We start from the raw sequence: 25,509 nt of genomic DNA, 5'->3' as shown, positions 1-25,509 counted from the left end.
ATACCCCATTAATTTACTGTGATTACGTTAATAAGCGTTGGAAACCAGAATTCAGGAGTCAGAATTCTGCTAGATAGAAATTTTGTAAGTTTCTATGTATTAATTGTCAAATTTGATTCAACTCTGACTCCTAAATTCCGTATTCTGAATCCTTAGATTTTCTGGAGTGTTTCTGGTTTAGGATAAGTATCATCCCAGTATTGAGTACAAAGTCCTGGTCGTTTAGGTGGGTTAGCAGTGTAGACAAAAAATAGTGTGGAACGCTCTTGAGTGCGTACAGTTCCATGATGTAAAAGTCGCTGGGTATCAACGATAATGACGGTACCGGCTTTACCTGGACATGACTTCCACGCTGATTTAGGCACAATTTTGTCTAAGGTTGCATCGTCAATGCCTGTGTTATAAATTTTGGAATACAGGCGATAGAAATTAAGATTAGAGATAGAAGTAAACGATGCTGGTACATATTCAAAAGGGCCGTTTTTTTGTTCTACATCATTTAAGTAAATGATAATTTTAATAATCCGGCGATCTTCTGAATCTCTGTGCCATAGCATGGTGCTGAATTGACTAGTATTTACAAAGTCTTTACGTACTTGTACACCATGATAGGCAACAGGAAGACCAATATAATTTTCCAGAATATTTAACAGCCTTGTTTCCTTTCCCCAGTTATAAAAGTTAGGCAAATGGGTAACTGTGTAAATTTCTGGAGGATTTTGAGCAGAAGCTGTATAGTTATCAGTACCAATATTTGGTAATAAGCTATTAGCAGCTTCGAGTAATTGTGGTGTAGTGGCTAATCCCAAATCAGCGAGTGTTGTTATGTAAATACCTTCGCGTTTGAGGGTATCAACGATTAAGCGATCGCCTGGGTCTAGGGTTGGTAAATTTGGAGTATACTGCCAGAGTTTGATTCTATAAGCTAACTCTGAGTTTATTGCTTCTATCTTGTCTTGAAGTATATTTAGCATAGGTAGATTATTTTGTTTTGATAATAGATTTTGGTTGCGATCGCCTGTTATTTGCACATCGTACTTCTTGGGGAGTTGGTTCGTGAGCTTCGGCAAGTTTCAAGTCTCCCAACGCCATCACATCAAACACCGAAAGACTAACTAAAGCAACAAACGGAACCGCTACTTTAATGGCAGATACAGGCCATCTTCTTAAAGCTCCCAAGAAAACTTTTAAATTAACTTCTTTGCCATTTTGTAATAGCATCCGTCTGCAAAATTGCTTAGAATAGCCACATTCCTCTAGTTTCAAAATGACTTCGGGAATATGTTTATACTGCATTAATAAGGCTGATTTTGGCTCTTTTTGCCAATAACTCACACCCACAATACATTCTAAATAAGTTTCTTTAGTGACGATTATCTTACCGTGTCCAGCGCAATAGCCAGCCAAATATGCTAAAGAAATCCAATTACTTGCAGCATCCGGCCAAATTTGTAAGGCACGTTTTATAAAGTCAGCGCGGTAAATACTAGCTGTGAGAAAAATAACTGCGCCAACGCTTTTAGCAAAGCAATGTTCAAATATCGCTTTACTATCTCCACGACCATCTTCTGCATCAGCATCAAACCAGCGATTTCCCATAATTGTGGGGGGATGAACTGGTTCGTTGGTAATTTTATTTCTTCCAGAAAAATTGAGAAATAATAATCCTAAATCTTCATGTTCTTTGAGCTTATGAATTACATAAGGAATAGCTCTATCTTGAATTGGATCATCATCTCCAATTGTCCAAACATACTTGGTGGTCACAGAACTTAGGCAATACATAATATTCCGCATTACACCTAAGTTTTCAGGATTTCTATTTGACCTAAAGGTGATATTACTCAGTTTTGCTTGCCATTTCTGAATCACAGCCTGAGTATGATCTGTAGAACAGTTATCAGAAACTAAAATTTCACATTCAGATTCAAAACCTTGAATTGCTTTTCCGAGCCATGATAACTGTTTATCTAGTAATTCAGCCCGATTATATGTAGGAATGGCAATGGTGAGTAATTTATTCATAAATGGAGAAATTTTTCAGGTTTATTAACTAACTTTTAGTGCTTTTGCGGGTAAAAATGACTTACGTATAGATGCAATGACTAAAACTAGATATGAAATAATAATGTTTATGGCTAAACCTGGCCATCTTCTTAAAGCTCCCAAGAAAATTATCCAGTCACTTTTAGTAACGATATTCTGCAAAATCATTTGCAGACAAAATGTTTTAGAATAGCCAATTTCTAAAAGTTTGGCATAAATTTCCGGTATATAAACAAACCTCATCATGAATGACCATTTTGGGTCTTGCTCCAAATAACTCGCGTGCATTGTACATTCCAAATAATTATCTTTAGTGACAATCACACTGCCATTACTTGCACAAAATCCTGTCCAATATGCTTGGGATGCCAAATTTTTACAAGCAGATTGCCACTGTTGCAGAGCGCGTTGTACTAATGCTGTTTGATAAACTGTTGCAGTCATAAAAATTACGCCGCCAAAGCTTTCTTTGAGATAATGTTGTAAAGCCGCTTCGCCATTAGTCATTGGTGCATCACTATCACTGTTAAACCAGCGTTTTACAGTAATTTCATTTGTTAACTTATCCCTGCCATAGCAATTCAAAAAAATCAGTGCTGTCTCAGGATTTTGCTTGATAGTTTTTAACAAAAAAGCTAGAGCATTATCTTGAATTGGGTCATCATCGCCAACTGTCCAAACATATTTACCACTAGCAGCTTGAATGCAGGCAGCGATGTTAGGCATTAAACCTATATTCTCTTGATTTCTATAATATTTAAATGTAGTTTCACTAAAGATTGGTTGCCATTTTTTAATGATTTCTTGAGTGTGATCTGTAGAACAATTATCAGAAATAATAATTTCACACTCAGATTCAAATCCTGGCAGGGATTTAGCTAACCAAGATAGTTGTTGTTCTAACAGTGCGGCACGATTATAAGTAGGAATTGCAATGGTGAGCAACTTATTCATTTTTTTGCTAAGATATATTACAGGATGAAATTTAGTATTGTTAATATTGGCTTAATTCTTATATCCCCGACTTCTTTAAGAAGTCGGGGATATAACTTTGTTAAGACTGGGATTTACTTTTTAGTCCAGAAGAAATCTTTGTCAATTTGTTCGGTACGGATGAGATACTCTAGCTGCTTTAAGCGAGTAAAACCTCTAAATAAGAAGGTGTCTTCCGTCATATCAATTTGACTGAATAAGTTAAATAATTGTTGTGCGCCTAATTGAGCATTCCAATCACATTTAAAACCAGGGAGAATGCTATTAATTTTCTCGAAGGATACGCGATAACTGCGGTTATCTGCGCCATTTTGACCAAAGCTTAGTTTACAGCCGGGGAAAGCATCAGCAATAATTTCGGCAATTTCTTTGACGCGATAGTTATTACTGGTATCACCAACATTGAAGATTTGATTATGTACAAGGTCGCGTGGTGCTTCTAAGGCACAGATAATGGCTTTACAAATATCTAATGCGTGGACTAATGGCCGCCAAGGTGTACCATCGCTGATCATTTTAATTTCTTTACTTGTCCAAGCTAAACCAGCGAGGTTGTTTAATACAATGTCAAACCGCATTCTAGGAGAAGCGCCAAAAGCTGTGGCGTTTCGCATGAATGTTGGGGAAAAATCATCATCTGCTAGGGGTCTAACATCGCGTTCAACGAGGGTTTTACATTCTGCATAAGCAGTTTGGGGATTGATGGGAGATTCTTCTGTCACATCGCCTTCTGTAGCAACACCATAAACACTACACGAAGACATATAGACGAAGCGTCGGACACCCATTGTTTTAGCTAAATTAGCAAGGCGTACAGAACCTAAATGATTGATTTCGTAGGTAATATTGGGTGCTAGTTGTCCAGTGGGGTCGTTGGAAAGTTCCGCCATGTGAACAATTGCTTCTACACCTTCTAAATCTTCTGGGGTGATGTGGCGGATATCTTTGTTGAGGGTTTTAGCGGTAATTTCTGTACCGTTGTATAGCCAACCAACTTTATAAAAGCCTGTATCAACACCGATGACTTCATGGCCACGTTCAATTAACAGAGGAGGCAATAAAGAACCTAAGTAGCCTTCTGTTCCGGTTACTAATATTTTCATTTGTGGAAATTCCTTTAAAAGTTTTGAGGTAAAAATTCAGGAGTCAGAAAATGTTTTAAAAGCCCTCTATTTGCTAGTAAGACATTTGAGATCCCCCTAAATCCCCCTTAAAAAGGGGGACTTTGACGCATTTTCTGGCACTCTGGGATACTTACGCCACTCCCAACTCCCAATACTTATGCAACAATTACAGTTTCAAGATGGGACTGTTGAGGAACTTGAGAAGCGATCGCTTTGCCAATTTCTAAAGAAGATGTGGCTGCGGGCGAAGGCGCATTGCACACATGAATGGAGTTTTGACCAGGAATGATCAAAAAGTCGTCTACTAGTTTGCCATCATCCATTAAAGCTTGGGCGCGGACTCCCGCATGGGTGGGAACTAAATCTTCGGCTTGAACTTCGGGAATCAGTTTTTGCAAACTTTTGACAAATGCTGCTTTGCTAAAGGAACGAATGATTTCTTGGATACCTTCGTCAGCGTGTTTGGCTGCAAGTTTCCAGAAACCGGGGTAAGTCATGACTTCTGCAAAGTCCCGCAAGTCGAAGTCGGTTTTTTTGTAACCTTCGCGCTTGAGGCTGAGAACGGCGTTGGGGCCAGCATGAACTGTACCATCAATCATTTTGGTAAAGTGAACGCCCAGGAAGGGAAAATCAGGGTTTGGTACTGGATAAATTAGGGTTTTTACCAGATACCGCTTTTCTGGGGTGAGTTCGTAATATTCGCCCCGGAAAGGTACGATTTTCGCTTTGGGTTCGACTCCACCTAACTTAGCAATGCGATCGCTATGCAATCCGGCACAATTGATGATAAATTTCGTTTCAAAGTTGCCTTGATTGGTTTCCAATACTTGATTTTTCCCACTCGCAGAGATTTTCAATACTTTGGTATTGAGGCGTAAATCTCCACCTTGATTTTGAATTAATTGGGCGTATTTTAAACAAACTTGCTTGTAATTAACAATACCAGTTGAAAATACCCGAATACCTGCCACACAGCTTACATGAGGTTCAATTTCTTTTACCTCTTCTGGGCTGATTTTCTGGACTTTTAAGTTATTTTCTAAACCACGTTGATAGAGATTTTCTAACCGTGGTATTTCTTGTTCATCGGTAGCAACAATAACTTTACCGCAGATTTCATGGTCAATTTCATGCTCTTGGCAGAATTCCACCATCGAGCGACTACCATCACGGCAAAATTTAGCTTTAAAACTCCCTGGTTTGTAGTAAATGCCAGAGTGAATTACCCCACTATTATTGCCAGTTTGGTGAAATGCCCAGTTACTTTCTTTTTCTAATACTAAAATGCGTGCTTGTGGATAGCGTTTACCCAAGGCCATCGCTGTTGATAAACCTACTATGCCACCGCCGACAATCGCAAAATCGTACATATTATTTGTCATTAGTCATTTGTCATTTGTCAAAAAGCTGAAAGTAGAAGCTTGAGCATAAAATTTCATACTTCAGACTTCATACTTCCTACTTTTCTTACCATACTTGCCAAGGCGCTTTACCACTCTGCCATAGTTCTTCGAGATGATTTTTATCGCGCAAGGTATCCATTGGCTGCCAAAAACCATTATGTTTAAAAGCAGATAACTGTTCCATGTCAGCTAACTTTTCTAATGGTTCTTTCTCCCAAACGGTGCTGTCATCCGCAATTAAATCGATAACATCTGGTTCTAGGATAAAATAGCCACCATTTACCCAAGCACCTTCACCGTCGCGTTTCTCACGGAAGCTGGTGATTTTTGTTTGCTCTTGTTCTAAGGAAATAGCGCCAAAACGTCCGGCTGGTTGTACTGCTGTGAGTGTCGCTAATGTTTTTTGTTGTTTGTGAAATTTAATTAGCTCAGTGATATTTATATCACTCACACCATCACCATAAGTAAAGCAGAAAGTATCATTTCCGACATGTTCAGCAACTCTTTTTAAGCGTCCACCAGTCATGGTACTGTCGCCAGTATTGACTAATGTTACACGCCAAGGTTCTGCATAACCAGAATGTACATTCATTTGGTTAAAACGCATATCAAAAGTTACATCTGACATGTGTAAGAAGTAATTAGCAAAATACTCCTTAATCACGTAACCTTTGTAACCACAACAAATAATAAAATCATTAATGCCGTGGGCAGAATAAGTTTTCATTATGTGCCAAAGAATTGGTTTACCACCAATTTCAACCATTGGCTTTGGTCTGATACTGGTTTCTTCACTGAGGCGTGTACCAAGTCCACCAGCCAAAATCACCGCTTTCATGCAATTACCTCGGAGATTTGTAGGGAATTATTTTTTATTTTCTGGAGATGAAGAGGATGCACTTGGTTGGAGAGAATTTGTCTTTGCTCTGTTTTTCTCCGTACATAATCTAACTAGAATTTTTGCTACTTGTATGAAGGAAAAGTAAATTAAAATCTGGAATGTGTAAAAGGTTTATGAATAGTTTTTACACAAAAAAATTATCACGTAAATGAATATAATTTTTAACAAAAATATGATTTCAATTTACGTGTAATATAAATATATACGTAATATATAGGAATACGGTTTGATTCCTGAATCTAGTTGTGTAGATAGGGAGTAGGGAATGGGGAATAGGGCGTTGAAATATTATGTTTGATCGCAACTTAGTATCAGATCAGAAATTTAACCGCCGATCAATTAAGAATTTGATTGATTTGTTTTATTTGTAGCTTTTGTGGACAGTGCAGAAAATATTTTCTAGTAATAATTAGTGCCAATTTTTACATAAACTCAGATACCTGACTTCTTTAAGAAGTCAGGTATCTAATTGTTCAATATTGAAGAAGAACTATTGACAAATGGTAAGTATTCAGTACCCAGGAGTCAGAAGTCAGAATTTAGAGGTATTTAGTAGATTAGTAAATTGATTCATCAAATAATTCTCCTCATTCTTCAACTTTTCTGGCTTCTGAATTCTGACTCCTGAATTCTTACGACAAATGACCAATGACTACCGCTAATTTGTGCCTACAGTTCCCCAAGCACTAGAACTTTGCAGTAAAGCATTACATTGACTTTCAATGATCACACACATACTGCTGAGTGCTTGTTGATAATTTTCTGTATCTTCTTGTTCTAAGGCGAGTTTGGCGGCTAATTGCAAGTCTTCGACGGCTTTTTGGTTATTTTTGTCTGCTTCTTTACCACCGTATTGAGCGACTTCATAGCGCACCATACCGCGTTTGAGATAAGCTTTTGCCAATTTTTCGTTAAGTTTTAATGCTTGGTCAAAGTCAGCGATCGCATTTTGGTATTGTTGAGCGTATTCGGTGCTGTACTGTGCCATTTGGTAATATACCGAGCCGCGTTGAAAATACGCTTCGGCTTTGGAGGCGTTGAGTTTAATCGCTGCGGAAAAATCGGCTATGGCTTGCTGGAACTCTTTGAGAGATTCACCACTATACTTGGCGATTTGCGCTCGGACAATCCCTCTACGGATATATGCTTCGGCTTCTTTGATGTTGAGGCGGATGGCATTGTTAAAATCTGCGATCGCTAAATGATATTCTCGATCTGGATCATTGCTATACTCAGCCAGCATGTAGCGAGCGTTACCACGATTTACAAAAGCTTTCACTTCCTGGGGATTAATTTCCAACGCTGTCGTATAGTCTGTTAATGCCCCTTCGTAGTCTTTAAGATTGTAACGAGCATTACCTCGATTAATAAAAGATTTGGCGTATTTTGGTTCTTCTTGGATGGCTTTGGTAAAACTTTCGACTGCTTGCTTATAGTCACGCACTTGGTAAGCAGTATGACCTTGTTTGTAATAATCAGCAAAATGTAGCACCTGCCGATTTGGTGCGGTATGTGTCATCAAGGTTTGCTGAGTATAGGCATTTTGCGACACAAACGGACGGGTAAATTTCACCATCACATCCAAATAACCCAACATCCCTAAGCCCAGACAACCTAAAACAATCGGGTAAATTTTGGATATCTTGCGCCGTTGATAAGGAAAATAATTCGGCTGATTATTTGGTTGCCAAGAATTACCCTTGGCAAATGACATCACTGGCTGTGGTAAGCGATGAGGTTGATTGTAGCGTCTGGTGGGGATGGTGGCAGGTTTGAGATGTTCTCGATTTTCAATTGCCCGTTGTGAAGGAAAAGGATCTCGGCCGCCTAAACGCAAAGTTCGTTCACACCAAGGGCAGCTATGCAAGTGATTACTGTAACGATGCTGAGGATTGGTAGTACAGGTAATTAAAGCATCTTCAGCTTCCGTCAGAGCCGACAACCAAGCTTGAGCATTGGGACGTAGCTGCGGGTTGTTGTGGCCAGTTTCAAAACACTGGATAAACAATGCCTGCAAGCTAGGATGTAGAATTTCCCAAGGAGGCGCAATGGGAGTCGGCAGGTAAGGAACTTGGCGGTTTTGGCTGTAGGTGAAGTGTCCAGCCGCAATCCGGGCTTCGTAGGCTGGCGGTTCGGCAGTGCCTTGAAAAATCCCCGAAAAAGGATGTGTCCCTTCCATTAATAATTGGAAGATCAGCACTGCTAAACCAAAGGAGTCATGATCAATTGTGCGATCGTGTTGGGCGAAAACTTTGTTTTGCAGTTCTGGGGGAGTAAACTCTGGTTTACCCACTGCACAACGATAGACAAGATTATTATTTAAATCTGGCACTTGGAAAGAGTCAGTATCTACCAAACTCACCAGTGCTGTGTCACTGACTAAGATGTTGGACTCGTTGACATCACCCACGCAATAACCACTACTGTGCAGGGCTGCAAAAGCCGCCGCTAAATTCCGCGCTGTCCGCACTAAATATTGATAGTTGAATAACGGGCAGTGTTGGCGACGGGTTCTGGGGTTGTAAAAGTCAATAATTGGCCGCATCCCGCGAATCCGAGGCATGATAAAGCCAATGACAGTTTTACTCCCATCTGCTGTCTTGATTAACTCCTGTGGCCAAGCAATGGAAATATGCCCCAAATTAGCTGTCGGGTTTTCCGGTGGGTTTGCCAACATCGCTTGCAGTTTTTTAGCATGATTGGCTGTGGGTTTGTGATAAACCTTCGCCACTAAATCGCCATCAGATGGCACTGCATAAACACAGGCTTCACCACCTCGTCCTAAGCTGACGCTGAGGTTGATAATTTCTGGCTGGGGAAGACAACGTAGTACCTTCATGTTTAAGTCACTGTTAACGGGGGTTAGATAAAAAGACCGAACTTGCAGAATCCTTGTTTATGAGCGGTTGAAGGCAGCAATAATTAGTGTTAAATCATCGTCGGTACGTTGTGTTATCCGCTCAGAACCTAAAAACCTCACGAGTTGCTCTTTTGCTAAGGACTTATCCTCGGCGTTTTCGATAAAGTCAAACAAAGGAAAAAAGAAGGGTTTGTGAGGTTCGCCAACAACCATGTTTAAAGCCAGCATTTGTAGTCCATCGGTGAGGATACCAACATTGACTATTTCTTCTCGCCATAATCTCATTTGGGCTGTGTCTATAGCATCTAAGGAAGTCAAGAAAGTCGTTTCGTTGATATATTCTCCGTTATTGGGTATGGTTAGCGCAATTAAATTTCCTTGACGATTTTTTGCGACTGCCATTCCGTCACCGATTTGGGCGGCTGCTACCATTTGGGGTGTAGCGATGGTAATGATTAAGGTAGTTGCTAAATCTTGGGGCTGTTGGCTACAAGCTGCGGCTTCTGTTTCTACGGCTTTTTTCGCAGCCAGCAAGGCATCACTCAACAAAGATTGCACTTCCAAATCATCCGCTAACACAGCGCGAGAAACTTCTTTGTGCGATAAATGTTCTACAGCTGCTTCTGTCGCCACCATTGCGCCAATTTTCCCCTGACTGGCAGAACCTGCGCCATCTGCTGCTGCGGCTACTAATATATTGTCTGGTAATAGTTGCCAGTTGTGAGCATCCTGACACAGCTGCTTATTTCTGATGTGGCTGGTACCACATACAGATGCGGCGACTACCCGCCAATGATCAATCTGTTTTGATGTGTTCATAGATTCTGTGTCTGGGCTAGCTGTGTAAGTATGAAACCCCACGAGGGCGATTAAATGGAACCCCAGCCAATTGGAGGTAAGGCTACTTGTTCATCCACTTGGGAATGAGAAACAGCCGCCATACTTGCTGACAACCACATAAACATTTCCACAAAGTTTAATCCACGCAATTTCAGTGGTGTCCGCACAGCTAACTGATTGAGCGTTGTCATGTTGGCATTTTCTACACCTACAGAGAAAAAGGCTACGCGCTTGCTGGCTTCATCTCCTTGAACTCTTTGGGCGGCTTGAGCTACTAAATGTTCTTGTTCACCTTGTGGTTCACCATCGGTAATCATAAATACCCAAGGGCGATAGTAGGCAATGCCGTTGGAGCGATATAAGGATTTACGCTCTTGCACCATATCTAAGGCTTTGTGAATGCCTGCGCCCATACTGGTGAGTCCTTGGGCAGTGAGAATTGGCGGGTTAAATTGATCGGCGGTTACAAAGTCTTGGACGACATTTACTTGACTATCAAATGTTACTATTGCTACCTCAACTCGACGAGATGCTAAGGAATTTTTGACTAATTCATCTTTTAAACTCAGCAAACCTTGATTTAATGCTTCTATGGGTTCGCCTTGCATGGAACCAGATGTATCTAGTAACAATACACAAGGGCAACGGGGTTCGGGGTTTTCCGCAAATTCTACTACTTCATCCAGGGTTAATGTATCTTGCATAACTTTTTGTGTTATGTTATAGTCCAAAGCTTTATTTTCCTTTTTTCAAAGTATATATTTCAGTTTCCGGAGTCTCACAGGGAATAAGCAAATTTCGGGCGATCGCCAGTCGAGTCTTTATGTACTATTAAACAAATACTTTTCCCTAAATTCTCTACACATTTATTAAAGTTTTCATCAAGTTACCGTTGCTCAACCGCAAATTTACCAAGAGTTCTGGTTTTCGGCATTCTCAGAACTACAAAGATTTATGTAGGGCAACCGCTAGAATATAATAAACATCAAAAGTTGCCCAGATAAAAATTTAAAGATTTTATGTGGAACATATTCATTTTTATCTCCGGCAAAAGTATTAACTCGTTCAATTGCTCATTCCAGTCACCTTGCAAGCGGGTTTTTTAGCTAAATACGGAATTGAGCTAGTAAAAATTTTGTTTTTGATTCATTTTCCTCAAGCTGGCTCAAAAATAAAAAGGAGTCAGAAAACAGAATTCAGAATTCAGAATACGCTACTCATGGAGGGATGGAGTTTTAGTCGGAAGAATACTTGAATTTCCTTGTGCATCGTAAGGGGCAAGGTTTTAAACCAATATTCATCATCCAGCGATGCACTGAGCTTGTCTTTCGCGTAGCGTCTCCGCCAGGAGAAGTGTCGTACAAAATTCATGCTGAACTCTGACGGATGTGTTCTTAATTCTTCTTCATAAATAATCTATCTGATGACAGATGTATTTTCCTGGGCTTGAATCTAGGGTGTGGGTAACTCTTAATCAAATGTCAAATTTCGATTGATTTAGGTTGGTGTCTTGGATCTGTTGGTACTTGAGCCTCCTAAAGGTAATATTTGTGGGTAAAGATTGGTAAAGCGTAAGCTCTGACTCCTGACTGAGTAAAAATACTAACTTCCACTATGACTTTTCAGAAATAGTAATGAAAAGTATTTTATAGGTATTGCTGTTTTGTCTTCGTAGATTGTCAAGCTGACTGGGTAAGACTTTGATTTCCATAGCTGTTAATCTCGATTTATTTTATCGGTCGAGAGAATAATTGTCCGGGAGACAGATTAAAACTAATAAAGTAAAACATACTTAAGAATCCAAATTTGCATAGATTCTGTATAATTTTCTAAAACAATTTTTTAAAATGTCTAATTTCGGTACATTTACAGTTTTACGTCCTCATAGTTTATTAAAACAACTGTCTCATAGTGTCGAAACGACTTGTATACAAGCATTTAGCAACCTAGTAACATGGCTAATTTATTTAGAACAGGGAAACATCACCTACGCGACAAACTCAGTTGAACCTTTTGATAGATTAGAACGCCAGCTGCGCCGCCTGAATTTGCTCAGTAGCGAAATTCGCGTAGAATTACGCATGAATTTTGAATCTGATGTTTTTAATCATGCCATTGCTAATAGCAACGATTTATCAACTCAGCCTGCTGACTATCAAGCAATTCATTGGCTAATTAAAGAAGGTTATCTGGATGATGCACAAGCGACAATTTTGATTCAAGAACTTGTCAAAGAAGTGATGGAATCATTTTTGTTAGTAAAAACAGGTACTTATGCTTTAAGTGATGCAACCCAAACATTGAGCAAAATTTGTCGTCTGGATGTCGAAAAAACTCTAGAAATTTGTCACATTAGACTACAAAATTGGCAATCTTTCGCTCCCCAAATTTCTTCACCTTATCAGCGTCCATATCTGTTAATTAACAGGAATTTCCACAGCAAGAACTTACCGCAACTACCACGAGAATTAACAGCTTGGATGAAAGGGTTTAGCCTGCGACATCTGGCTGTAATTATGAATCAAGATGAAATGCAACTGGCTCAACATTTATACCCTCATATTGTGCAAGGAGGGGTAATTATGCACGAACCAGATCCACCATTTGATCAATTACCAAAGCATCAGCCGGAAGTTTCAGGATCTGCTCGATATACAACAGCATTACTCAACAGACAATTCATCGACACAGTAGTAGAACCCAGTAGTCGCTATCTAGAAGCAGAAACGGCGCTGGCTGTTGAAGATTTTAACCTGGTGGTGCGATCGCCCCAAGCAACCTCACCATCAATTCACAATCTTCAGGAATTAACAATACCAAATACCATAAACTCTCCGCCCGAAAGAGTAACGACTACTACCGTCACCGCCAAAAAGACCTATAAAATCATTTCTGTGGATGATAGCCAGACAATTCTCAAAGAAATTAGTCGTTTTTTGGAAAGTGAGAATTTTTCTGTAGTGACAATTGATGATCCCCTCAAAGCGGTGATGTCAATTATTCGCCATAAACCAGACTTAATTTTGTTGGATCTCAACATGGCTGGAATTGATGGTTATGAATTATGCAAAATAATTCGCAATAATTCTACCTTTAAACATACTCCGATTATTTTTGTCACAGGTAATAAAGGAATTGTGGATAAAGTCAAAGCTAAATTAGTCGGAGCCTCTGGTTATTTAACTAAACCTTTTACCCGTGCAGAACTGCTGAAACTTGTGTTTATGCACTTGGCTTGAAAAAGTAGGGAGTTGGGAGTAGGGAGTTGGGGAGTGGTTCGGCTACGCTCAGGACAAGCTCACCAACCGGAGGTAGGAGACAATTTATTACTCAGCACTCAGCACTCAGCACTCAGCACTCAGGATGAAATTAAAGGCCGATGTATGCCGATAATACAGATGGTGCGTGATTGACAATCAAAATGCAAATCAGTCGAGAACTATCCCTAGCAAAAATGGGTTGCGGAACTTGGGCGTGGGGAAACCAACTGCTGTGGGGATACAACGAAAACATGGATGAGCAGCTACAAGCTGTGTTTAACTTATGTGTCAGTAATGGTGTAACTTTATTTGACACGGGTGATTCTTACGGTACTGGGAGATTAAATGGACGTAGTGAGTTACTCTTGGGGCGATTTGCTCAAGCATATCAAGGTTTAAACCAGGAAAAGATTTGCATTGCAACAAAGCTGGCTGCGTATCCTTGGCGATGGACGCGCCAGTCAATGATTAAAGCTTGTCAGTCTTCCGCCCAGCGTTTAGGTAGAAATGTTGATTTAGTACAGATGCACTGGTCTACGGCTAATTATGCACCTTGGCAAGAAAAAGGTTTATTAGAGGGTTTGGCTGATCTTTACGAACAAGGTTTAGTGAAAGGTGTTGGGTTGTCGAATTATGGGCCAAAACGCTTAAAAATGGTGCAGCAAAGATTTGCCGAACGAGGTGTGCCGATTTCCACCTTGCAAGTGCAGTATTCTTTATTATCGACTTATCCGGTGACGCAACTGGGACTCAAAGATGTGTGTGATGAATTGGGGATTAAATTAATTGCCTACAGTCCTTTGGCTTTGGGGATATTAACAGGTAAATATTCCGAGACAGGGAATGTTCCCAAAGGTGTGCGTGGGTTGTTATTTAGACAGTTATTACCGGGAGTACGATCGCTGTTAGCATGTTTACAAGAAATCGCCCAATCAAAAAATAAAACCATGTCACAGGTAGCCATTAACTGGTGTATCTGTAAAGGGACTATTCCCATCCCTGGTGCAAAATCCCTCGCCCAAGCACAAGATAATATTGGTGCGTTGGGTTGGCAACTCGATGCTGGCGAAATAGCAGAGTTAGATAAAGCCGCAAGCAGTACAGATAAAGTGATGGTGCAGAATATTTTTCAGACGCAGTGAGGGTGGAAGTGCCTTGCCTTTGCGCGAAACAAAATTCATCCCACTCATTAGCAACGCCGAAAAATTAATGTTATTGATATTCAGTCATAGTTCCAAATTTCGCCTACGCTCGAAATAGAGACGCTTATAATCAGGCGTTAGATGTTCGTAGTGAATCTAAAAACTTGCCATGCAACTTGTGTCGAAAACGAACCTTGACCCAGAACTAGCCCCCGCTTCCGAGACAATTATTCTGGATGTGGGAGGGATGAAGTGTGCTGGGTGTGTAAGTGCTGTAGAACGTCAGCTAACTCAATATCCGGGGGTCAAAACTGCTTGCGTCAATTTGGCGACAGAAGTTGCAGTCGTAGAGTCAGAAGTTGGGGCGGTAGATGCAGATGCACTGGCAAAGCGATTAACTACTGCTGGATTTCCAACTCAACCCCGCAAATCTAGCCAACAAGCTGCTTTAGAAGATTCTGCCAACAGACAGCACCAAGAAATGCGTGCAGCATTCCGACAATTAGCGATCGCTGCTATATTACTGGTGTTGTCGGGAATTGGGCATCTGAGCAGTTTCTTTGGCATAACTTGGCCAATATTAGACAACATCTGGTTTCATTGTGGACTCGCAACAGTAGCACTGTTATTTCCTGGCCGTCCTATTATTGTTGATGGCTGGCTGGGTTGGCGGCGCAATTCTCCCAATATGAACACCTTAATCGGTTTGGGAACAATCACCGCTTACACTGCGAGTTTAGTGGCGCTGTTGTTTCCCCAAATGGGTTGGGAGTGCTTCTTTGATGAACCAGTGATGATGTTAGGCTTTATCCTTTTGGGCAGAACCTTAGAAAGACAAGCCAGAGGTAGGGCGGCTAACGCCTTTCGGCAATTACTCGCACTCCAACCACAGGTAGCCAGGTTAATTCCCAACCCAGACCCAGAAAAATTGGGAATTGCGGCTAACAGTATCGAAATCCCCGCCGAACAAGTGCGGGTGGGTGAATGGTTGCAGGTATTACCTGGAGATAAAATTCCCGTAGACGGTGAAGTGCGCTTTGGGCAGACAACCATAGATGAGTCGATGTTAACGGGCGAAGCTGTACCTGTAAGTAAACAAGCAGGTGATCTAGTTACTGCCGGCACAATCAACCAATCAGGTGCGATCGCAATTCAAGCAACCCGTACAGGCAACGATACCACCTTGGCGCAAATTGTCGCCCTAGTAGAAGCAGCCCAAACCCGCAAAGCACCTGTACAAAAATTAGCCGATAAAGTCGCTGGATACTTCACCTACGGCGTGTTGACCGCTTCTGTATTCACCTTTGTCTTTTGGTACTTTTTTGGCACAAACATTTGGCCTGATATCATCATCTCCAGTGGTATGGAAATGATGAGTCACACCGCCCACAATACAAACTCAGCACTCAGCACTCAGCACTCAGCACTCTTAACTAGCTTAAAACTAGCGATCGCCGTGATGGTAGTTGCTTGTCCCTGTGCTTTAGGTCTAGCCACACCCACAGCCATTCTCGTCGGCACTGGTATAGGCGCAGAACGCGGTTTATTAATCAAAGGCGGTGACGTTTTAGAAAAAGTCCACAAACTAAATACAGTCGTTTTTGATAAAACAGGCACACTCACCACTGGTAATCCTACTGTTACTGATTGCCTAGAACTAGCCCACTCCCCACTCTCTACTTCCTACTCCCTCATGCAACTAGCCGCAGCAGTAGAAAGTGGCACTTATCACCCCTTAGCTAAAGCCATTCAACAAGAAGTACAACGTCAGCAATTAACTATTCCCAATGCCGTTGATTTCCATACCGAACCAGGGTTAGGAGTGTCTGCGGTAGTAGAAGAAACAATAGTGCTGTTAGGCAATCAAGATTGGTTAAGTTGGCATGGAGTTGTGGTTAGTGAAATTGCCCAATACGAAATTCAAAGACTGGCGACAGCAGGCAAAACAGTTGTATGTGTTGCTGTTGGGGGTAGTTTAGTGGGACTCATCGCCATTCAAGATACCTTACGACCTGATGCCAAAACCACAGTACAAAAATTGCAGCATAAGGGTTTAAGGGTAATGTTACTTAGTGGCGATCGCCAAGAAGCCGCCAATGCGATCGGTAAACAACTAGGATTAGATCATGCTGATATCGTCGCCGGAGTCCCACCCAGTAAAAAAGCCGAACTAATTAAATCTCTACAAACTGAAACCCAACACTCAGCACTCAGCGAGAAGTTGCGTGCGGGGGTTCCCCCCGTTGAGCAAACTTCGGTGACTCAGCACTCAGCACTCAACACTCGGCACTCAATTGTAGCGATGGTGGGAGATGGCATTAATGATGCACCCGCTTTATCTCAAGCCGATGTCGGGATTGCCTTACACTCAGGCACAGATGTAGCAATGGAAACTGCGGAAATTATCTTGATGCGCGATCGCTTAAGTGACGTTGTAGAATCCATTAGCCTCAGTCGTGCCACATTCAACAAAATCCGCCAAAATTTATTTTGGGCTTTTGCATACAATACCTTGGGGATTCCTTTAGCAGCTGGTGTTTTATTACCTAGTATGGGTTTCGTCCTCAGTCCATCAAACGCCGCCGCACTCATGGCCTTTAGTTCAGTCAGTGTTGTGACTAACTCCATATTCTTACGAAGACTAACTCACAGGCAATCAGCTTAGTTAGGACTTATGCACAAAGATTGTCTGTGGAGACTGGGTGTGGGGGTGAAAGGGTTTGAGGGTGTAAGGTTTTTGGATATATATACTCATATACCTTCACACCCTTCTCTACACCTTTGATTTTTCGTTTGACTGTGTAAGTCCTATTAGTATTTTTACTCAGCACTCAGCGAGAAGTTGCGTGCGCGGGTTCCCCGCGTTGAGCAAACTTCGGTGACTCAGTATTTTCTGAGAATGCAAACTGAATGCCAGTTTTCTCAACACAGGTTAAACTGAATTGTTAGTTAGGTGTAAAACATCTTATACCAATTCACGAAATTACTGATACAAATCACTTTATCTGCACCTCTCCTTCTGTTCGCCGAGCGTTCGCGCAGCGTCTCCGTCAGGAGAAGTCGAGGCGCGGCTTTTGTATCTGTATCACTTTTTAAGTGAAATGGTTTTACAGAGTAGAACCTTAATGTTCTACTCTTCTGAGTCAGAACAGCTTTCAAGTTTGTCAGAGTTATCACCACAGACTGTAGTAAGCAAGAATGGTAGTAAATAATAATAGACCAACATTAATTAATCAAAATTCTGTTGATAGTGATCACGATATATCAATGGCACCAGAAACTCATGAAAGCCATCTACTGATTCTTGAAGATGATCAAGGTCGTAAGGAATTTTCTCTCGAAAATCCTGTTTACTCTATTGGTCGAGACCGTGATTGCAACATCCGTTTATTCTCTCAGTTTGTCTCTCGCCATCATGCTACCTTAGTCAGATTGCCAAGAGGAAAAAACAATCAAACAGATTACTATCGAATTGTAGATGGTGATGCCAAAGGTAGACCTAGTGCCAATGGACTGATGATTAATGGGCGCAAAATGCCAGCCCACGATTTAAAAAATGAAGATGAAATTGTTTTTGGCCCTCAAGTACGCGCCATTTATTATCTCTTGAGAAATACTCAACGTTCAGGACAAACTGATTCCAGTGAGTACGATATCACTCTAATTAACCCTGGTATGACCGACGATCCAGAAGATGTGCAAAAATAAAAATCAGCTAATTTGCGGATAGTTCGCCTGTTTTACACCAGCTCAATTTGTCGCAGTTAGCCTAGTACAATAAGGCAAAAGGAAAAAGAAATAATAACTATACCACAAGCCTTTTAGCAATTTCTTATGGTCACTGAGCGTACTTGTACTGAGCGCAGCCGAAGTGTGGTCTGTTTATTTAAGCCGACCTGTACTAGTAGCCTTCCACTTACAGCAGAATTCACAATGAGAATAGGCTATCTATTTAGCTTTAACAACTAAATGATGTATTTCACTCACTTGAAATCTGCTGTAATTAACCAGCGAGACTTTGAATTAAATGCCAATGGCGACTTTGTTCAATTTCCTGTTTGACAAATTCAAACATTTTTTGGCAGTGATTCTCCAAGTAAATGGGCAATTCTTCATTTTTCACAATGACACTCATCCGGGATTCTGTTTCAGTGGCGCTTGATCTGTCAATGAATACTTCAACTTTGACCGATTTAGAAAAGAAAACATTACCAGGAATTTCACGAGCCAGAATGTAATCTGACTTGTAATACTGAATTTCCAAATCGCAGCCTTGGAGAAGTTCTAACAATAATGGCTGAAGACGGTCAATCGAAAGACCAATTGTAAATGAACAGGTATAGCGAGCCATAATAGCCCCAAGCATTGCAACACTCCGTCCATCGTATAATACCAAAGCCGCCAAACGGCAATACATTACAGATTGATTACATAAAGGTACTGGCAAATTGGCTGAAATTCAGTGCTTTTCCCTAACTTACCAGAGAAACACATCTTGAAAATTTGATAAAAAACTTTAAAATAAGTCCAATTTTCTAGAGAATGGCGGGAAATGGATTGGCCGAACATAGATTGAGACAGCAATTTTCAATCTAAAATCCAAAATTGTATAAGGCTTTGGGGAGGTGCAGAATGAAAGTAGCAATTACAGGAGCAACAGGATTAGTCGGGAGTCGTTTAGTAGAAAGACTGCAAACCGAAGGTCATCAAGTATTGGTATTAACACGTAATGCTGGTTTTGCTCAAAAGGTGTTTCCAGCCGTCAATTTTCCTAGTGTAGAAATTATTACATACACACCAACAACATCAGGTACTTGGCAAGATGCCGTTAGTGGTTGCGAAGCTGTCGTGAATCTGGCAGGCGAACCTATTGGTGAGGGACGCTGGACAGCAGAACGTAAGCAAGAAATCCTCAATAGTCGTCAGCTAGGTACTCAGAAAATAGTTGAAGCCATAGCTAAAGCTAACTCCAAACCCAGAGTATTAGTTAACACTTCTGCTATTGGTTTCTACGGTACAAGTGAAACCGCTACTTTTGATGAAGCCAGTGTATCGGGTAATGATTTTTTGGCTCAAGTCTGCCAAGCCTGGGAAGCAGAAGCCACAAAGGTTAAAGATGCGGGTGTGCGACTGGTAATTCTGCGTTTTGGGATTGTTCTTGGTAAGGGTGGAGCTTTAGCCAAAATGATTCCACCTTTTCAGATGTTTGCTGGAGGGCCAATTGGTAGTGGTCGCCAATGGTTTTCGTGGATTCATATTGACGATGTAGTGAACTTAATTTTGCAAGCTTTAAGCAAGTCAGATATGGAAGGAGTATATAATGCCACTGCTCCAAATCCGGTACGGATGAATGATCTGGCTCAAACTGTCGGAACAGTCTTAAATCGTCCTTCTTGGTTGCCTGTTCCGGCTTTTGCCATTGAAGCTTTACTGGGAGACGGCGCAATTGTCGTTTTAGAAGGTCAACAGGTTCTGCCAAAGCGCACTTTAGAATCAGGTTTCACCTATCAATATCCCAATTTACAACCAGCTTTGAAGCAAATTTTATAATAAAAGTCAATAGTCAATAGTCAAAAAACTGGACTATTGACTATTGACAAATAACTAATCAGTGAGAAATTTCCGAGATACCCAACTGATAATTCCGCTTAAAATTGCACCCCCCATCAGGATGCCAATAGCGGGGTTAAATAATGGTTGCCAAAGCTTGTGCCATAAATCAAGACCCAAATTTATGCCCGCAGCATCACCAAAAACTGCGATCGCAAACCAACCAAAGCCAAATAACACCAAGAACACATCGGCTACCAAAATCAAGTTCAGCCAATTTAGTAGTTTATCTTTCATATCGACAATTTGAGACTAGGGGCTAGGGCTAGGGGCTAGAGGTTAGGAATATAAAAATTAAGCAATATAAATTAGCTATGACAAAGTGACGCTCACTAAGGATGTTACTTTCACCTCTAGCCCCTAGCCGCTAACCTCTATCCTCTCACCTCTACTCTTCAAATAACCACTTCTTAACTTTTCTGAGACTTTCCCAGTCTGGTTTTCGACTCAGACCGTCTTCAATACTACCGTTAATTTCATCGCGCCATTCTGGGTTTACCAAGAATAACTGTTGTACAACATCAATGTGTTGGCGTAACCCTTTTTGACCAGTTTCTAGCATTGCTATAGCTAAATTAACTCTGGCTTGTGGGTCTTGGGGACTTAGCTTGACAGCTTTTTGTGCAGCCTTATAAGCTAAGTTGGACTTGTTGTCTAACATATATAACCATGCTAGACAAATCCAAGCGGCGGCGGTTTTGGGAGCGCGATCGCATACCTCCTTAAACACAGGGATCAAAGCATCCACTGATTCGCCAGCTTTATAACGTTCCAAACCTTCATCAAACAAGGATTCAACGGTGTTAGTCATTAGTCAAGAGTCAATAGTCATTGGTCAAGAGTCATTAGTCAATATAAAGAACAAATGACAAATGACAATCTTACTACACACCAAATGACTTACCACAACCACAGGTTTGACTAGCGTTAGGGTTAGTGAACTGAAAACCGCCGCCAATCATTGCATTGCTATAGTCAAGCATCAAGCCATACAAATACAACAGACTTTTGCGATCGCAAACAATTTGAAAGCCGTCATAGTCAAAAACGTCATCCTGGGGGGTGATCTTGCTCTTGTCTTCAAAGTCCATCATATAAGACATCCCGGAGCATCCCCCTTGTCGCACTCCTACCCGCAGGCATAAATCTTGACCTTGTTGCGCTTGCAGGAGTTTGACTTGGCGCAAAGCTGCTTCGCTTAATAAAATGCCACGTTGTTGAGGTTGGGTTGCTTGTGTCATATTTTGTTAACTCCTTAATAACTAGTAACTTTATACAAACTTGTAATTGCTGCTGGGTTGATGGGTAATTTGTGTATATATTCTAGCGACATTGAGGCCAGAAATTGCCAATTGTAAACACTCCGTCAAAAGCAGGCAAAGCTTTTTATTCTAGAATTGAGAGACTCGGTGTATTTAAACATTCGGTATTTTCAGAATTTCAGCCTTGTGGCAACCTGAGTCGCCATTCCTCTCCAGGTACAGCCCGGAAAATTTCTTTCCAGGTTAGCCATCCCCAACAGTTGATATACAAATTGCTTCCTTTGATGAACTGACTCTATGACAAGTTTTAATCGCTCTACCAATCGTCGGTTGAATAAATTACCCCAAATTCCTTCTGTATGGGAGGGCGATCGCCGTCCATTGTCATCGTCACCAATCCCGCATTCCGACTCATCGGCCAATGGTGATTGTATTCTTTGGGTTGATGGCTCACAAGGTGTTGTTCGTGGCATGGATGTAGTACCTCCCGAAACAGGCCCAGAAGCAATTGTTCGCACCCTGATGCGGGCAATGGAGCATCCCCACAGTCCGGCTAAACCTGCCAGACCCCAAAAAATTGTAGTCAAAGACCGAGAAATTCAATTTTACCTGCGTGGCGTGCTGCAAGATTTAGATATTGTGATTGACTACGCCCCAGACTTACCCTTAATTGATGAATTATTTCGCGGCTTTGCAGAAATTGTTGATAGCCAAATTCCAGATTTACCGCCACAGTATGCCCAAGCTTTGCAAGAAAAGGCTTTTGCCCTTTGGCAAGCAGCCCCTTGGGAATTTTTGGAAGAACAGCAAATTATCTCCATCGAAATTAATAAATGGGATGTCGGGAAACTTTATGCCTCAGTCATGGGAATGTTGGGGATGGAGTACGGCATTTTGTTTTATCGCTCGGAAGAATCCCTGCAACGTTTTCGGGCCGCAGTTTTGCAACATGAAGATTCCCAAGGACATTTAGAAGAAGCTTTTCTCAAGCAAGATTGTCTATTTCTCACTTTTGAAAGCCTCGATGCGGATGACGAGGATGAAGATGAAACAGACGATTTAGCCGAGATGGAGTTATCAGAAATCGCCCCGACTTTTGGCAACATTCACCCCTTAGAAGGACTGCGTTCTGTTTTATATGACGAAGAGGCGCTAGTAGTTTATGTTGCTTTAGAAAGTTTATGTCGTTTTATTCGTGACCATCGTCGTCAGTTATCTGATGACATCTTCCCGGAACTCAGCCATCGCTATCGAATTTCTCTTCCCGAAGCCGAGGGCGCAACTAAATCGGTTCCAGTGAAGGTTGCTTCGATGCCAAAATTGGCTGCTGAGTTAGAGGAAATGGCTGGCTTTGGTACAGATGAATCGGAAATAGACACATCAGATTCCCCGATTTTCCGGTCTTTACGCGATGACTTAATTCCTGAAGATTCTTTTCTCAGCTTGGGTGTGGTGTCTTGGGAAATGTTGGAATATCTCCGCAAAGGTGTAACTTATCATCCAGCAGGGGAAATTAAACAGGTAGGTGATGGATTACCTGTAATCTTGATTCAAACTTCCCGCCCCAAAGCCAAGACGGTAATTGAAAATATAGAAGCGGCTGGTGGACTCAAAGCCATCTGCTTTAATCCTGGCGCTGATCCGTTTGATGGCGATCGCTACGACTTGGGTTTGCTGCAAACTCAAAATGGTGAATTGTTTTTATTCGGCGAATTTTTAGATGATGATCCCATCCATGTCGAAGCTCGCAAAAAATGGAATCAGAGGTGTAAGAACACCAAAGGTTACTGCGGTTTAATTATTGCCAAAGGATTAACCGGCGCAGCTCGCGGTAATCCTCAACTGCGCGATATGGTGGCTTTGTTTGAAGCGCGATCGCTTTCACCCAAAGATTTGGGTCTTGGCACTTTACAACTTATGCCACAACTGTAATTTCATCAACATGAGAACTTACGCATAAAAACGAAAAATCAAGGGTTTTGGCGAGGGTATAGGGGTGTATGTGTCTAAAATCCTTATACCAATACCATGTTAGATTTTAGATTTTGGATTGAGACAGGCTTTACTGGTAAGCTTTTGGGCAATTCATTTGTCGCAATCATTCTTCAATTTGGTATAGGTTGCGTTCAGAAATAGTATTCCTACTCCCCACTCCCAGCTCAAATTAATGTCTTTGATTGCAACTTGGTATAGCTTGTCATTCGCGTAGCGTCTCCAGCAGGATCAGTGTTCCCTCTTGCCTCTTTTCCCTTATCTTCCCCCAAAATCCCAAAATTTCAGGATTTGTTTAGTTGGCTAGTGAAGACAAATACAAAGCAGATTTGCTTGTGTTTTTAGATTATTCTGCCCATCAATATTTAGGGCTTGGCTAAATTACTTTATGCAAAGTTCATGAAGCATAGATATGCTGGAAATTTTCGGTAATTTTTTCACTAAATTATGATAACTATTCCAGTGATCATTTTTTGAACATCTTAATGAGGAAGTTAAATAACTATTTGAACTTTATCCTAAAATGTTGAAATTCTGAGGCTTCTTGATAATCATCAAGGTTATTTTTCTCAGTAATTACTGAAAACTTTATTTCAGACATTTTATCCTTTATATTTTTTTTATAAAGTTCGATAAACCTGCTAATCAAGTACTAAATGAAGATTATTTAAAGCCGAAAAATCATGGTTATAATAGCCTTAACACTAAAAATCAAGCAACTATTCCCTTATGAGGTGAGTGCTGATTAAATAATTTTGGACTGGAATTTCCAAGGAGGGAAGCTAAAAAAGAATTAAAATTTTTCCAAAGCAAATTGAGATTTATTCCTAAGTTTGTACGACAGACTGACTAAAATTCGTTTCATCAATTAGAGACTTGTCATAGTTGATCAAATCATGAAACGAAAATAGTGATGTGTGCAGAACAAAACTATAATTGCAAAATTTACGAAAACTTCAGCACAGAATTTGTAATCAACTCAAACATCACTGTATTACTACTAAAAATAGTAATTAATCAAATCTCATTTTTACCCATTTGAGATAAAAGAGTCAGTCAATGATTGCTGAAATCATCAACCATAATTTGTTGATATATTCACCCAATGAGTACCAAAAAATCATGCCTAAATTCAGATAAAAACTGGTGAATATTGGGAGTGAACCTTTGTAGGTGCTTACTATTGGGTAATTACCAGTCAAATATACACACCTAAATAACTAGTAGATGTATTAGCGTCTAACGTTGTTGACAAATGAGGTGATGCAGCAGAAAAGTTGAAATACTTTTTCTGAATAAAAATATCGGTAATCTCAATTGAGTGAAGCTTAGGTATCTCAAATTAATTGATGAAATTTCATGTCAGGTTGTCTTGAAAACATCATTAGTGCAATTGTTACAACTCATGAATGTACACCAAGGACTTTTCCTGCCACAATAGTGATCCCGTTCTGATTATCTTCCACAAAAATGATGAATAATTTGACAAAATGATGATTTTTGTGTCTGTAGCATTGCTTGTTTCTTGACACAAACTCTGATAATCTTATACCTCCTTATCTGGAGTCTTTTGTTGTTTTGATGGTGTTAACATACAGCAGATAGCATGATAATGACTAATAAAAAATGGGCCGTTAAACGTATAACTGTGAATCTAGCAACACAGGAAGCAGAAAAGCTAGAAAAATATTGTCAGCAGACAGGTAGACCTGCAACAGATGTAATTCGAGAACTGATTCGAGGATTACCAACATCTGATGACAACAAGGAAGCAAAATAGAAAAGAAAAAGCATCCTAGAATAGTCACTACTTTGACTAGAAATATCTATTATGCTTTTTCAGTCCACCTTTACTTCTGTTTGTGTAACCCCACACAAGCATTTTGCAGGAAGTAAATTTAGTAATCAGGAATTAAATCAAGTAATAAAATAGCTTTTATTACTCCTGGGTTGAACCCCATAGTGCATCTACATACTGGTGGACTCCTGATCAATCTCTGACAACTAATTTCTAACTCAGCGAGTGTGAAACCTCGCAAATCGGCTTGATGCTAGTGGCAAATTCCGACACCAACC

General features: G+C 40.7%; 21 protein-coding genes. 8 read left to right on the top strand and 13 right to left on the bottom strand.

Annotated features, from left to right (window positions below):
* Nucleotides 1–152: 152 nt before the first annotated feature.
* The 9 genes from H6G79_RS04355 to H6G79_RS04315 all read right to left on the bottom strand — a co-directional run bounded on the left by H6G79_RS04355 (nucleotide 153) and on the right by H6G79_RS04315 (nucleotide 10,871).
* A complete protein-coding gene (locus H6G79_RS04355; RefSeq protein ID WP_190590684.1) occupies nucleotides 153–974 on the bottom strand; it encodes a phytanoyl-CoA dioxygenase in 822 nt (273 codons plus the stop codon).
* Between the two features lie 7 nt (nucleotides 975–981).
* On the bottom strand, nucleotides 982–2,025 hold the full coding sequence (locus tag H6G79_RS04350; RefSeq protein ID WP_190590683.1) for a glycosyltransferase family 2 protein: 1,044 nt from the start codon (nucleotides 2,023–2,025) through the stop codon (nucleotides 982–984).
* 24 nt (nucleotides 2,026–2,049) lie between these two features.
* Nucleotides 2,050–3,000 (bottom strand): glycosyltransferase family 2 protein, encoded by a 951-nt coding sequence (locus H6G79_RS04345; RefSeq protein WP_190590682.1) that lies wholly within the window; start codon nucleotides 2,998–3,000, stop codon nucleotides 2,050–2,052.
* A gap of 113 nt (nucleotides 3,001–3,113) precedes the next feature.
* Nucleotides 3,114–4,142: an SDR family oxidoreductase gene (locus H6G79_RS04340; protein ID WP_190590681.1), complete on the bottom strand. Its 1,029-nt coding sequence runs from the start codon at nucleotides 4,140–4,142 to the stop codon at nucleotides 3,114–3,116.
* Between the two features lie 176 nt (nucleotides 4,143–4,318).
* Entirely contained in the window at nucleotides 4,319–5,533 is a 1,215-nt protein-coding gene (gene lhgO, locus H6G79_RS04335; RefSeq protein WP_190590726.1) for an L-2-hydroxyglutarate oxidase, read from the bottom strand.
* Nucleotides 5,534–5,630: 97 nt separating this feature from the next.
* Nucleotides 5,631–6,404, bottom strand: coding sequence for a glucose-1-phosphate cytidylyltransferase (gene rfbF, locus H6G79_RS04330; protein ID WP_062287188.1), 774 nt, complete (start codon nucleotides 6,402–6,404; stop codon nucleotides 5,631–5,633).
* Nucleotides 6,405–7,125: 721 nt separating this feature from the next.
* Nucleotides 7,126–9,306 carry a tetratricopeptide repeat protein gene (locus H6G79_RS04325; RefSeq protein WP_190590680.1) on the bottom strand — a complete coding sequence of 727 codons (2,181 nt, stop codon included), beginning with the start codon at nucleotides 9,304–9,306 and terminating at the stop codon, nucleotides 7,126–7,128.
* Nucleotides 9,307–9,363: 57 nt separating this feature from the next.
* Entirely contained in the window at nucleotides 9,364–10,146 is a 783-nt protein-coding gene (locus H6G79_RS04320; RefSeq protein WP_190590679.1) for a PP2C family serine/threonine-protein phosphatase, read from the bottom strand.
* A 50-nt stretch (nucleotides 10,147–10,196) separates the two neighbouring features.
* Nucleotides 10,197–10,871: a VWA domain-containing protein gene (locus H6G79_RS04315; protein ID WP_190590678.1), complete on the bottom strand. Its 675-nt coding sequence runs from the start codon at nucleotides 10,869–10,871 to the stop codon at nucleotides 10,197–10,199.
* A 1,143-nt stretch (nucleotides 10,872–12,014) separates the two neighbouring features.
* Here H6G79_RS04315 and H6G79_RS04310 point away from each other — a divergent pair.
* From H6G79_RS04310 to H6G79_RS04290, 5 genes are all read left to right on the top strand, one after another.
* Entirely contained in the window at nucleotides 12,015–13,406 is a 1,392-nt protein-coding gene (locus tag H6G79_RS04310; protein WP_190590677.1) for a response regulator, read from the top strand.
* Between the two features lie 33 nt (nucleotides 13,407–13,439).
* A complete protein-coding gene (locus tag H6G79_RS04305) occupies nucleotides 13,440–13,580 on the top strand; it encodes a hypothetical protein (RefSeq protein WP_190590676.1) in 141 nt (46 codons plus the stop codon).
* A gap of 8 nt (nucleotides 13,581–13,588) precedes the next feature.
* A complete protein-coding gene (locus H6G79_RS04300; protein ID WP_190590675.1) occupies nucleotides 13,589–14,569 on the top strand; it encodes an aldo/keto reductase in 981 nt (326 codons plus the stop codon).
* A gap of 169 nt (nucleotides 14,570–14,738) precedes the next feature.
* The gene (locus tag H6G79_RS04295; RefSeq protein WP_190590674.1) at nucleotides 14,739–17,234 is read left to right on the top strand and encodes a cation-translocating P-type ATPase; all 2,496 of its coding nucleotides are present in this window, start codon (nucleotides 14,739–14,741) and stop codon (nucleotides 17,232–17,234) included.
* 533 nt (nucleotides 17,235–17,767) lie between these two features.
* Nucleotides 17,768–18,277 (top strand): FHA domain-containing protein, encoded by a 510-nt coding sequence (locus H6G79_RS04290; RefSeq protein ID WP_190590673.1) that lies wholly within the window; start codon nucleotides 17,768–17,770, stop codon nucleotides 18,275–18,277.
* Between the two features lie 295 nt (nucleotides 18,278–18,572).
* Here H6G79_RS04290 and H6G79_RS04285 read toward each other — a convergent pair whose 3' ends face one another.
* Nucleotides 18,573–18,920 carry a hypothetical protein gene (locus H6G79_RS04285; RefSeq protein WP_190590725.1) on the bottom strand — a complete coding sequence of 116 codons (348 nt, stop codon included), beginning with the start codon at nucleotides 18,918–18,920 and terminating at the stop codon, nucleotides 18,573–18,575.
* 281 nt (nucleotides 18,921–19,201) lie between these two features.
* Between H6G79_RS04285 and H6G79_RS04280 the strand changes: the two genes are divergently transcribed.
* On the top strand, nucleotides 19,202–20,119 hold the full coding sequence (locus H6G79_RS04280) for a TIGR01777 family oxidoreductase (protein ID WP_190590672.1): 918 nt from the start codon (nucleotides 19,202–19,204) through the stop codon (nucleotides 20,117–20,119).
* A 54-nt stretch (nucleotides 20,120–20,173) separates the two neighbouring features.
* On the opposite strand, the gene H6G79_RS04275 is transcribed toward H6G79_RS04280, so the two are convergent.
* The 3 genes from H6G79_RS04275 to H6G79_RS04265 form a co-directional block, all read right to left on the bottom strand.
* Entirely contained in the window at nucleotides 20,174–20,416 is a 243-nt protein-coding gene (locus tag H6G79_RS04275; protein ID WP_062297575.1) for a hypothetical protein, read from the bottom strand.
* Between the two features lie 151 nt (nucleotides 20,417–20,567).
* Nucleotides 20,568–20,990 carry a hypothetical protein gene (locus H6G79_RS04270; protein ID WP_190590671.1) on the bottom strand — a complete coding sequence of 141 codons (423 nt, stop codon included), beginning with the start codon at nucleotides 20,988–20,990 and terminating at the stop codon, nucleotides 20,568–20,570.
* A 73-nt stretch (nucleotides 20,991–21,063) separates the two neighbouring features.
* Nucleotides 21,064–21,420: an iron-sulfur cluster assembly accessory protein gene (locus H6G79_RS04265; RefSeq protein ID WP_190590670.1), complete on the bottom strand. Its 357-nt coding sequence runs from the start codon at nucleotides 21,418–21,420 to the stop codon at nucleotides 21,064–21,066.
* Nucleotides 21,421–21,738: 318 nt separating this feature from the next.
* On the opposite strand from H6G79_RS04265, the gene H6G79_RS04260 reads away from it, so the two are divergent.
* Both H6G79_RS04260 and H6G79_RS04255 read left to right on the top strand, forming a co-directional pair.
* Complete coding sequence (locus H6G79_RS04260; protein ID WP_190590669.1) at nucleotides 21,739–23,373, top strand: DUF6930 domain-containing protein; 1,635 nt, start codon at nucleotides 21,739–21,741, stop codon at nucleotides 23,371–23,373.
* Nucleotides 23,374–25,039: 1,666 nt separating this feature from the next.
* Nucleotides 25,040–25,213 carry a hypothetical protein gene (locus tag H6G79_RS04255; protein ID WP_015115823.1) on the top strand — a complete coding sequence of 58 codons (174 nt, stop codon included), beginning with the start codon at nucleotides 25,040–25,042 and terminating at the stop codon, nucleotides 25,211–25,213.
* Nucleotides 25,214–25,509 lie beyond the last annotated feature (296 nt).

Source organism: Anabaena sp. FACHB-83 (assembly GCF_014697485.1).
Taxonomy (GTDB): Bacteria; Cyanobacteriota; Cyanobacteriia; order Cyanobacteriales; family Nostocaceae; genus Nostoc_B.
The sequence above is the reverse complement of the archived record's forward strand: the minus strand, read 5'-3'. Positions and strand labels throughout refer to the sequence as shown.

What these genes read in the sequence shown, in the direction of transcription:
- H6G79_RS04255 (WP_015115823.1), top strand. Translation starts at nt 25,040, where the DNA reads ATGATAATGACTAATAAAAAATGGGCCGTTAAACGTATAACTGTGAAT.
- H6G79_RS04350 (WP_190590683.1), bottom strand. Translation starts at nt 2,025, where the DNA reads ATGAATAAATTACTCACCATTGCCATTCCTACATATAATCGGGCTGAA.
- H6G79_RS04300 (WP_190590675.1), top strand. Translation starts at nt 13,589, where the DNA reads ATGCAAATCAGTCGAGAACTATCCCTAGCAAAAATGGGTTGCGGAACT.
- H6G79_RS04355 (WP_190590684.1), bottom strand. Translation starts at nt 974, where the DNA reads ATGCTAAATATACTTCAAGACAAGATAGAAGCAATAAACTCAGAGTTA.
- rfbF (WP_062287188.1), bottom strand. Translation starts at nt 6,404, where the DNA reads ATGAAAGCGGTGATTTTGGCTGGTGGACTTGGTACACGCCTCAGTGAA.
- H6G79_RS04270 (WP_190590671.1), bottom strand. Translation starts at nt 20,990, where the DNA reads ATGACTAACACCGTTGAATCCTTGTTTGATGAAGGTTTGGAACGTTAT.
- H6G79_RS04325 (WP_190590680.1), bottom strand. Translation starts at nt 9,306, where the DNA reads ATGAAGGTACTACGTTGTCTTCCCCAGCCAGAAATTATCAACCTCAGC.
- H6G79_RS04345 (WP_190590682.1), bottom strand. Translation starts at nt 3,000, where the DNA reads ATGAATAAGTTGCTCACCATTGCAATTCCTACTTATAATCGTGCCGCA.
- H6G79_RS04280 (WP_190590672.1), top strand. Translation starts at nt 19,202, where the DNA reads ATGAAAGTAGCAATTACAGGAGCAACAGGATTAGTCGGGAGTCGTTTA.
- H6G79_RS04295 (WP_190590674.1), top strand. Translation starts at nt 14,739, where the DNA reads ATGCAACTTGTGTCGAAAACGAACCTTGACCCAGAACTAGCCCCCGCT.
- H6G79_RS04260 (WP_190590669.1), top strand. Translation starts at nt 21,739, where the DNA reads ATGACAAGTTTTAATCGCTCTACCAATCGTCGGTTGAATAAATTACCC.
- H6G79_RS04315 (WP_190590678.1), bottom strand. Translation starts at nt 10,871, where the DNA reads ATGCAAGATACATTAACCCTGGATGAAGTAGTAGAATTTGCGGAAAAC.
- H6G79_RS04320 (WP_190590679.1), bottom strand. Translation starts at nt 10,146, where the DNA reads ATGAACACATCAAAACAGATTGATCATTGGCGGGTAGTCGCCGCATCT.
- H6G79_RS04340 (WP_190590681.1), bottom strand. Translation starts at nt 4,142, where the DNA reads ATGAAAATATTAGTAACCGGAACAGAAGGCTACTTAGGTTCTTTATTG.
- H6G79_RS04265 (WP_190590670.1), bottom strand. Translation starts at nt 21,420, where the DNA reads ATGACACAAGCAACCCAACCTCAACAACGTGGCATTTTATTAAGCGAA.
- H6G79_RS04290 (WP_190590673.1), top strand. Translation starts at nt 17,768, where the DNA reads ATGGTAGTAAATAATAATAGACCAACATTAATTAATCAAAATTCTGTT.
- lhgO (WP_190590726.1), bottom strand. Translation starts at nt 5,533, where the DNA reads ATGTACGATTTTGCGATTGTCGGCGGTGGCATAGTAGGTTTATCAACA.
- H6G79_RS04285 (WP_190590725.1), bottom strand. Translation starts at nt 18,920, where the DNA reads ATGGCTCGCTATACCTGTTCATTTACAATTGGTCTTTCGATTGACCGT.
- H6G79_RS04310 (WP_190590677.1), top strand. Translation starts at nt 12,015, where the DNA reads ATGTCTAATTTCGGTACATTTACAGTTTTACGTCCTCATAGTTTATTA.
- H6G79_RS04275 (WP_062297575.1), bottom strand. Translation starts at nt 20,416, where the DNA reads ATGAAAGATAAACTACTAAATTGGCTGAACTTGATTTTGGTAGCCGAT.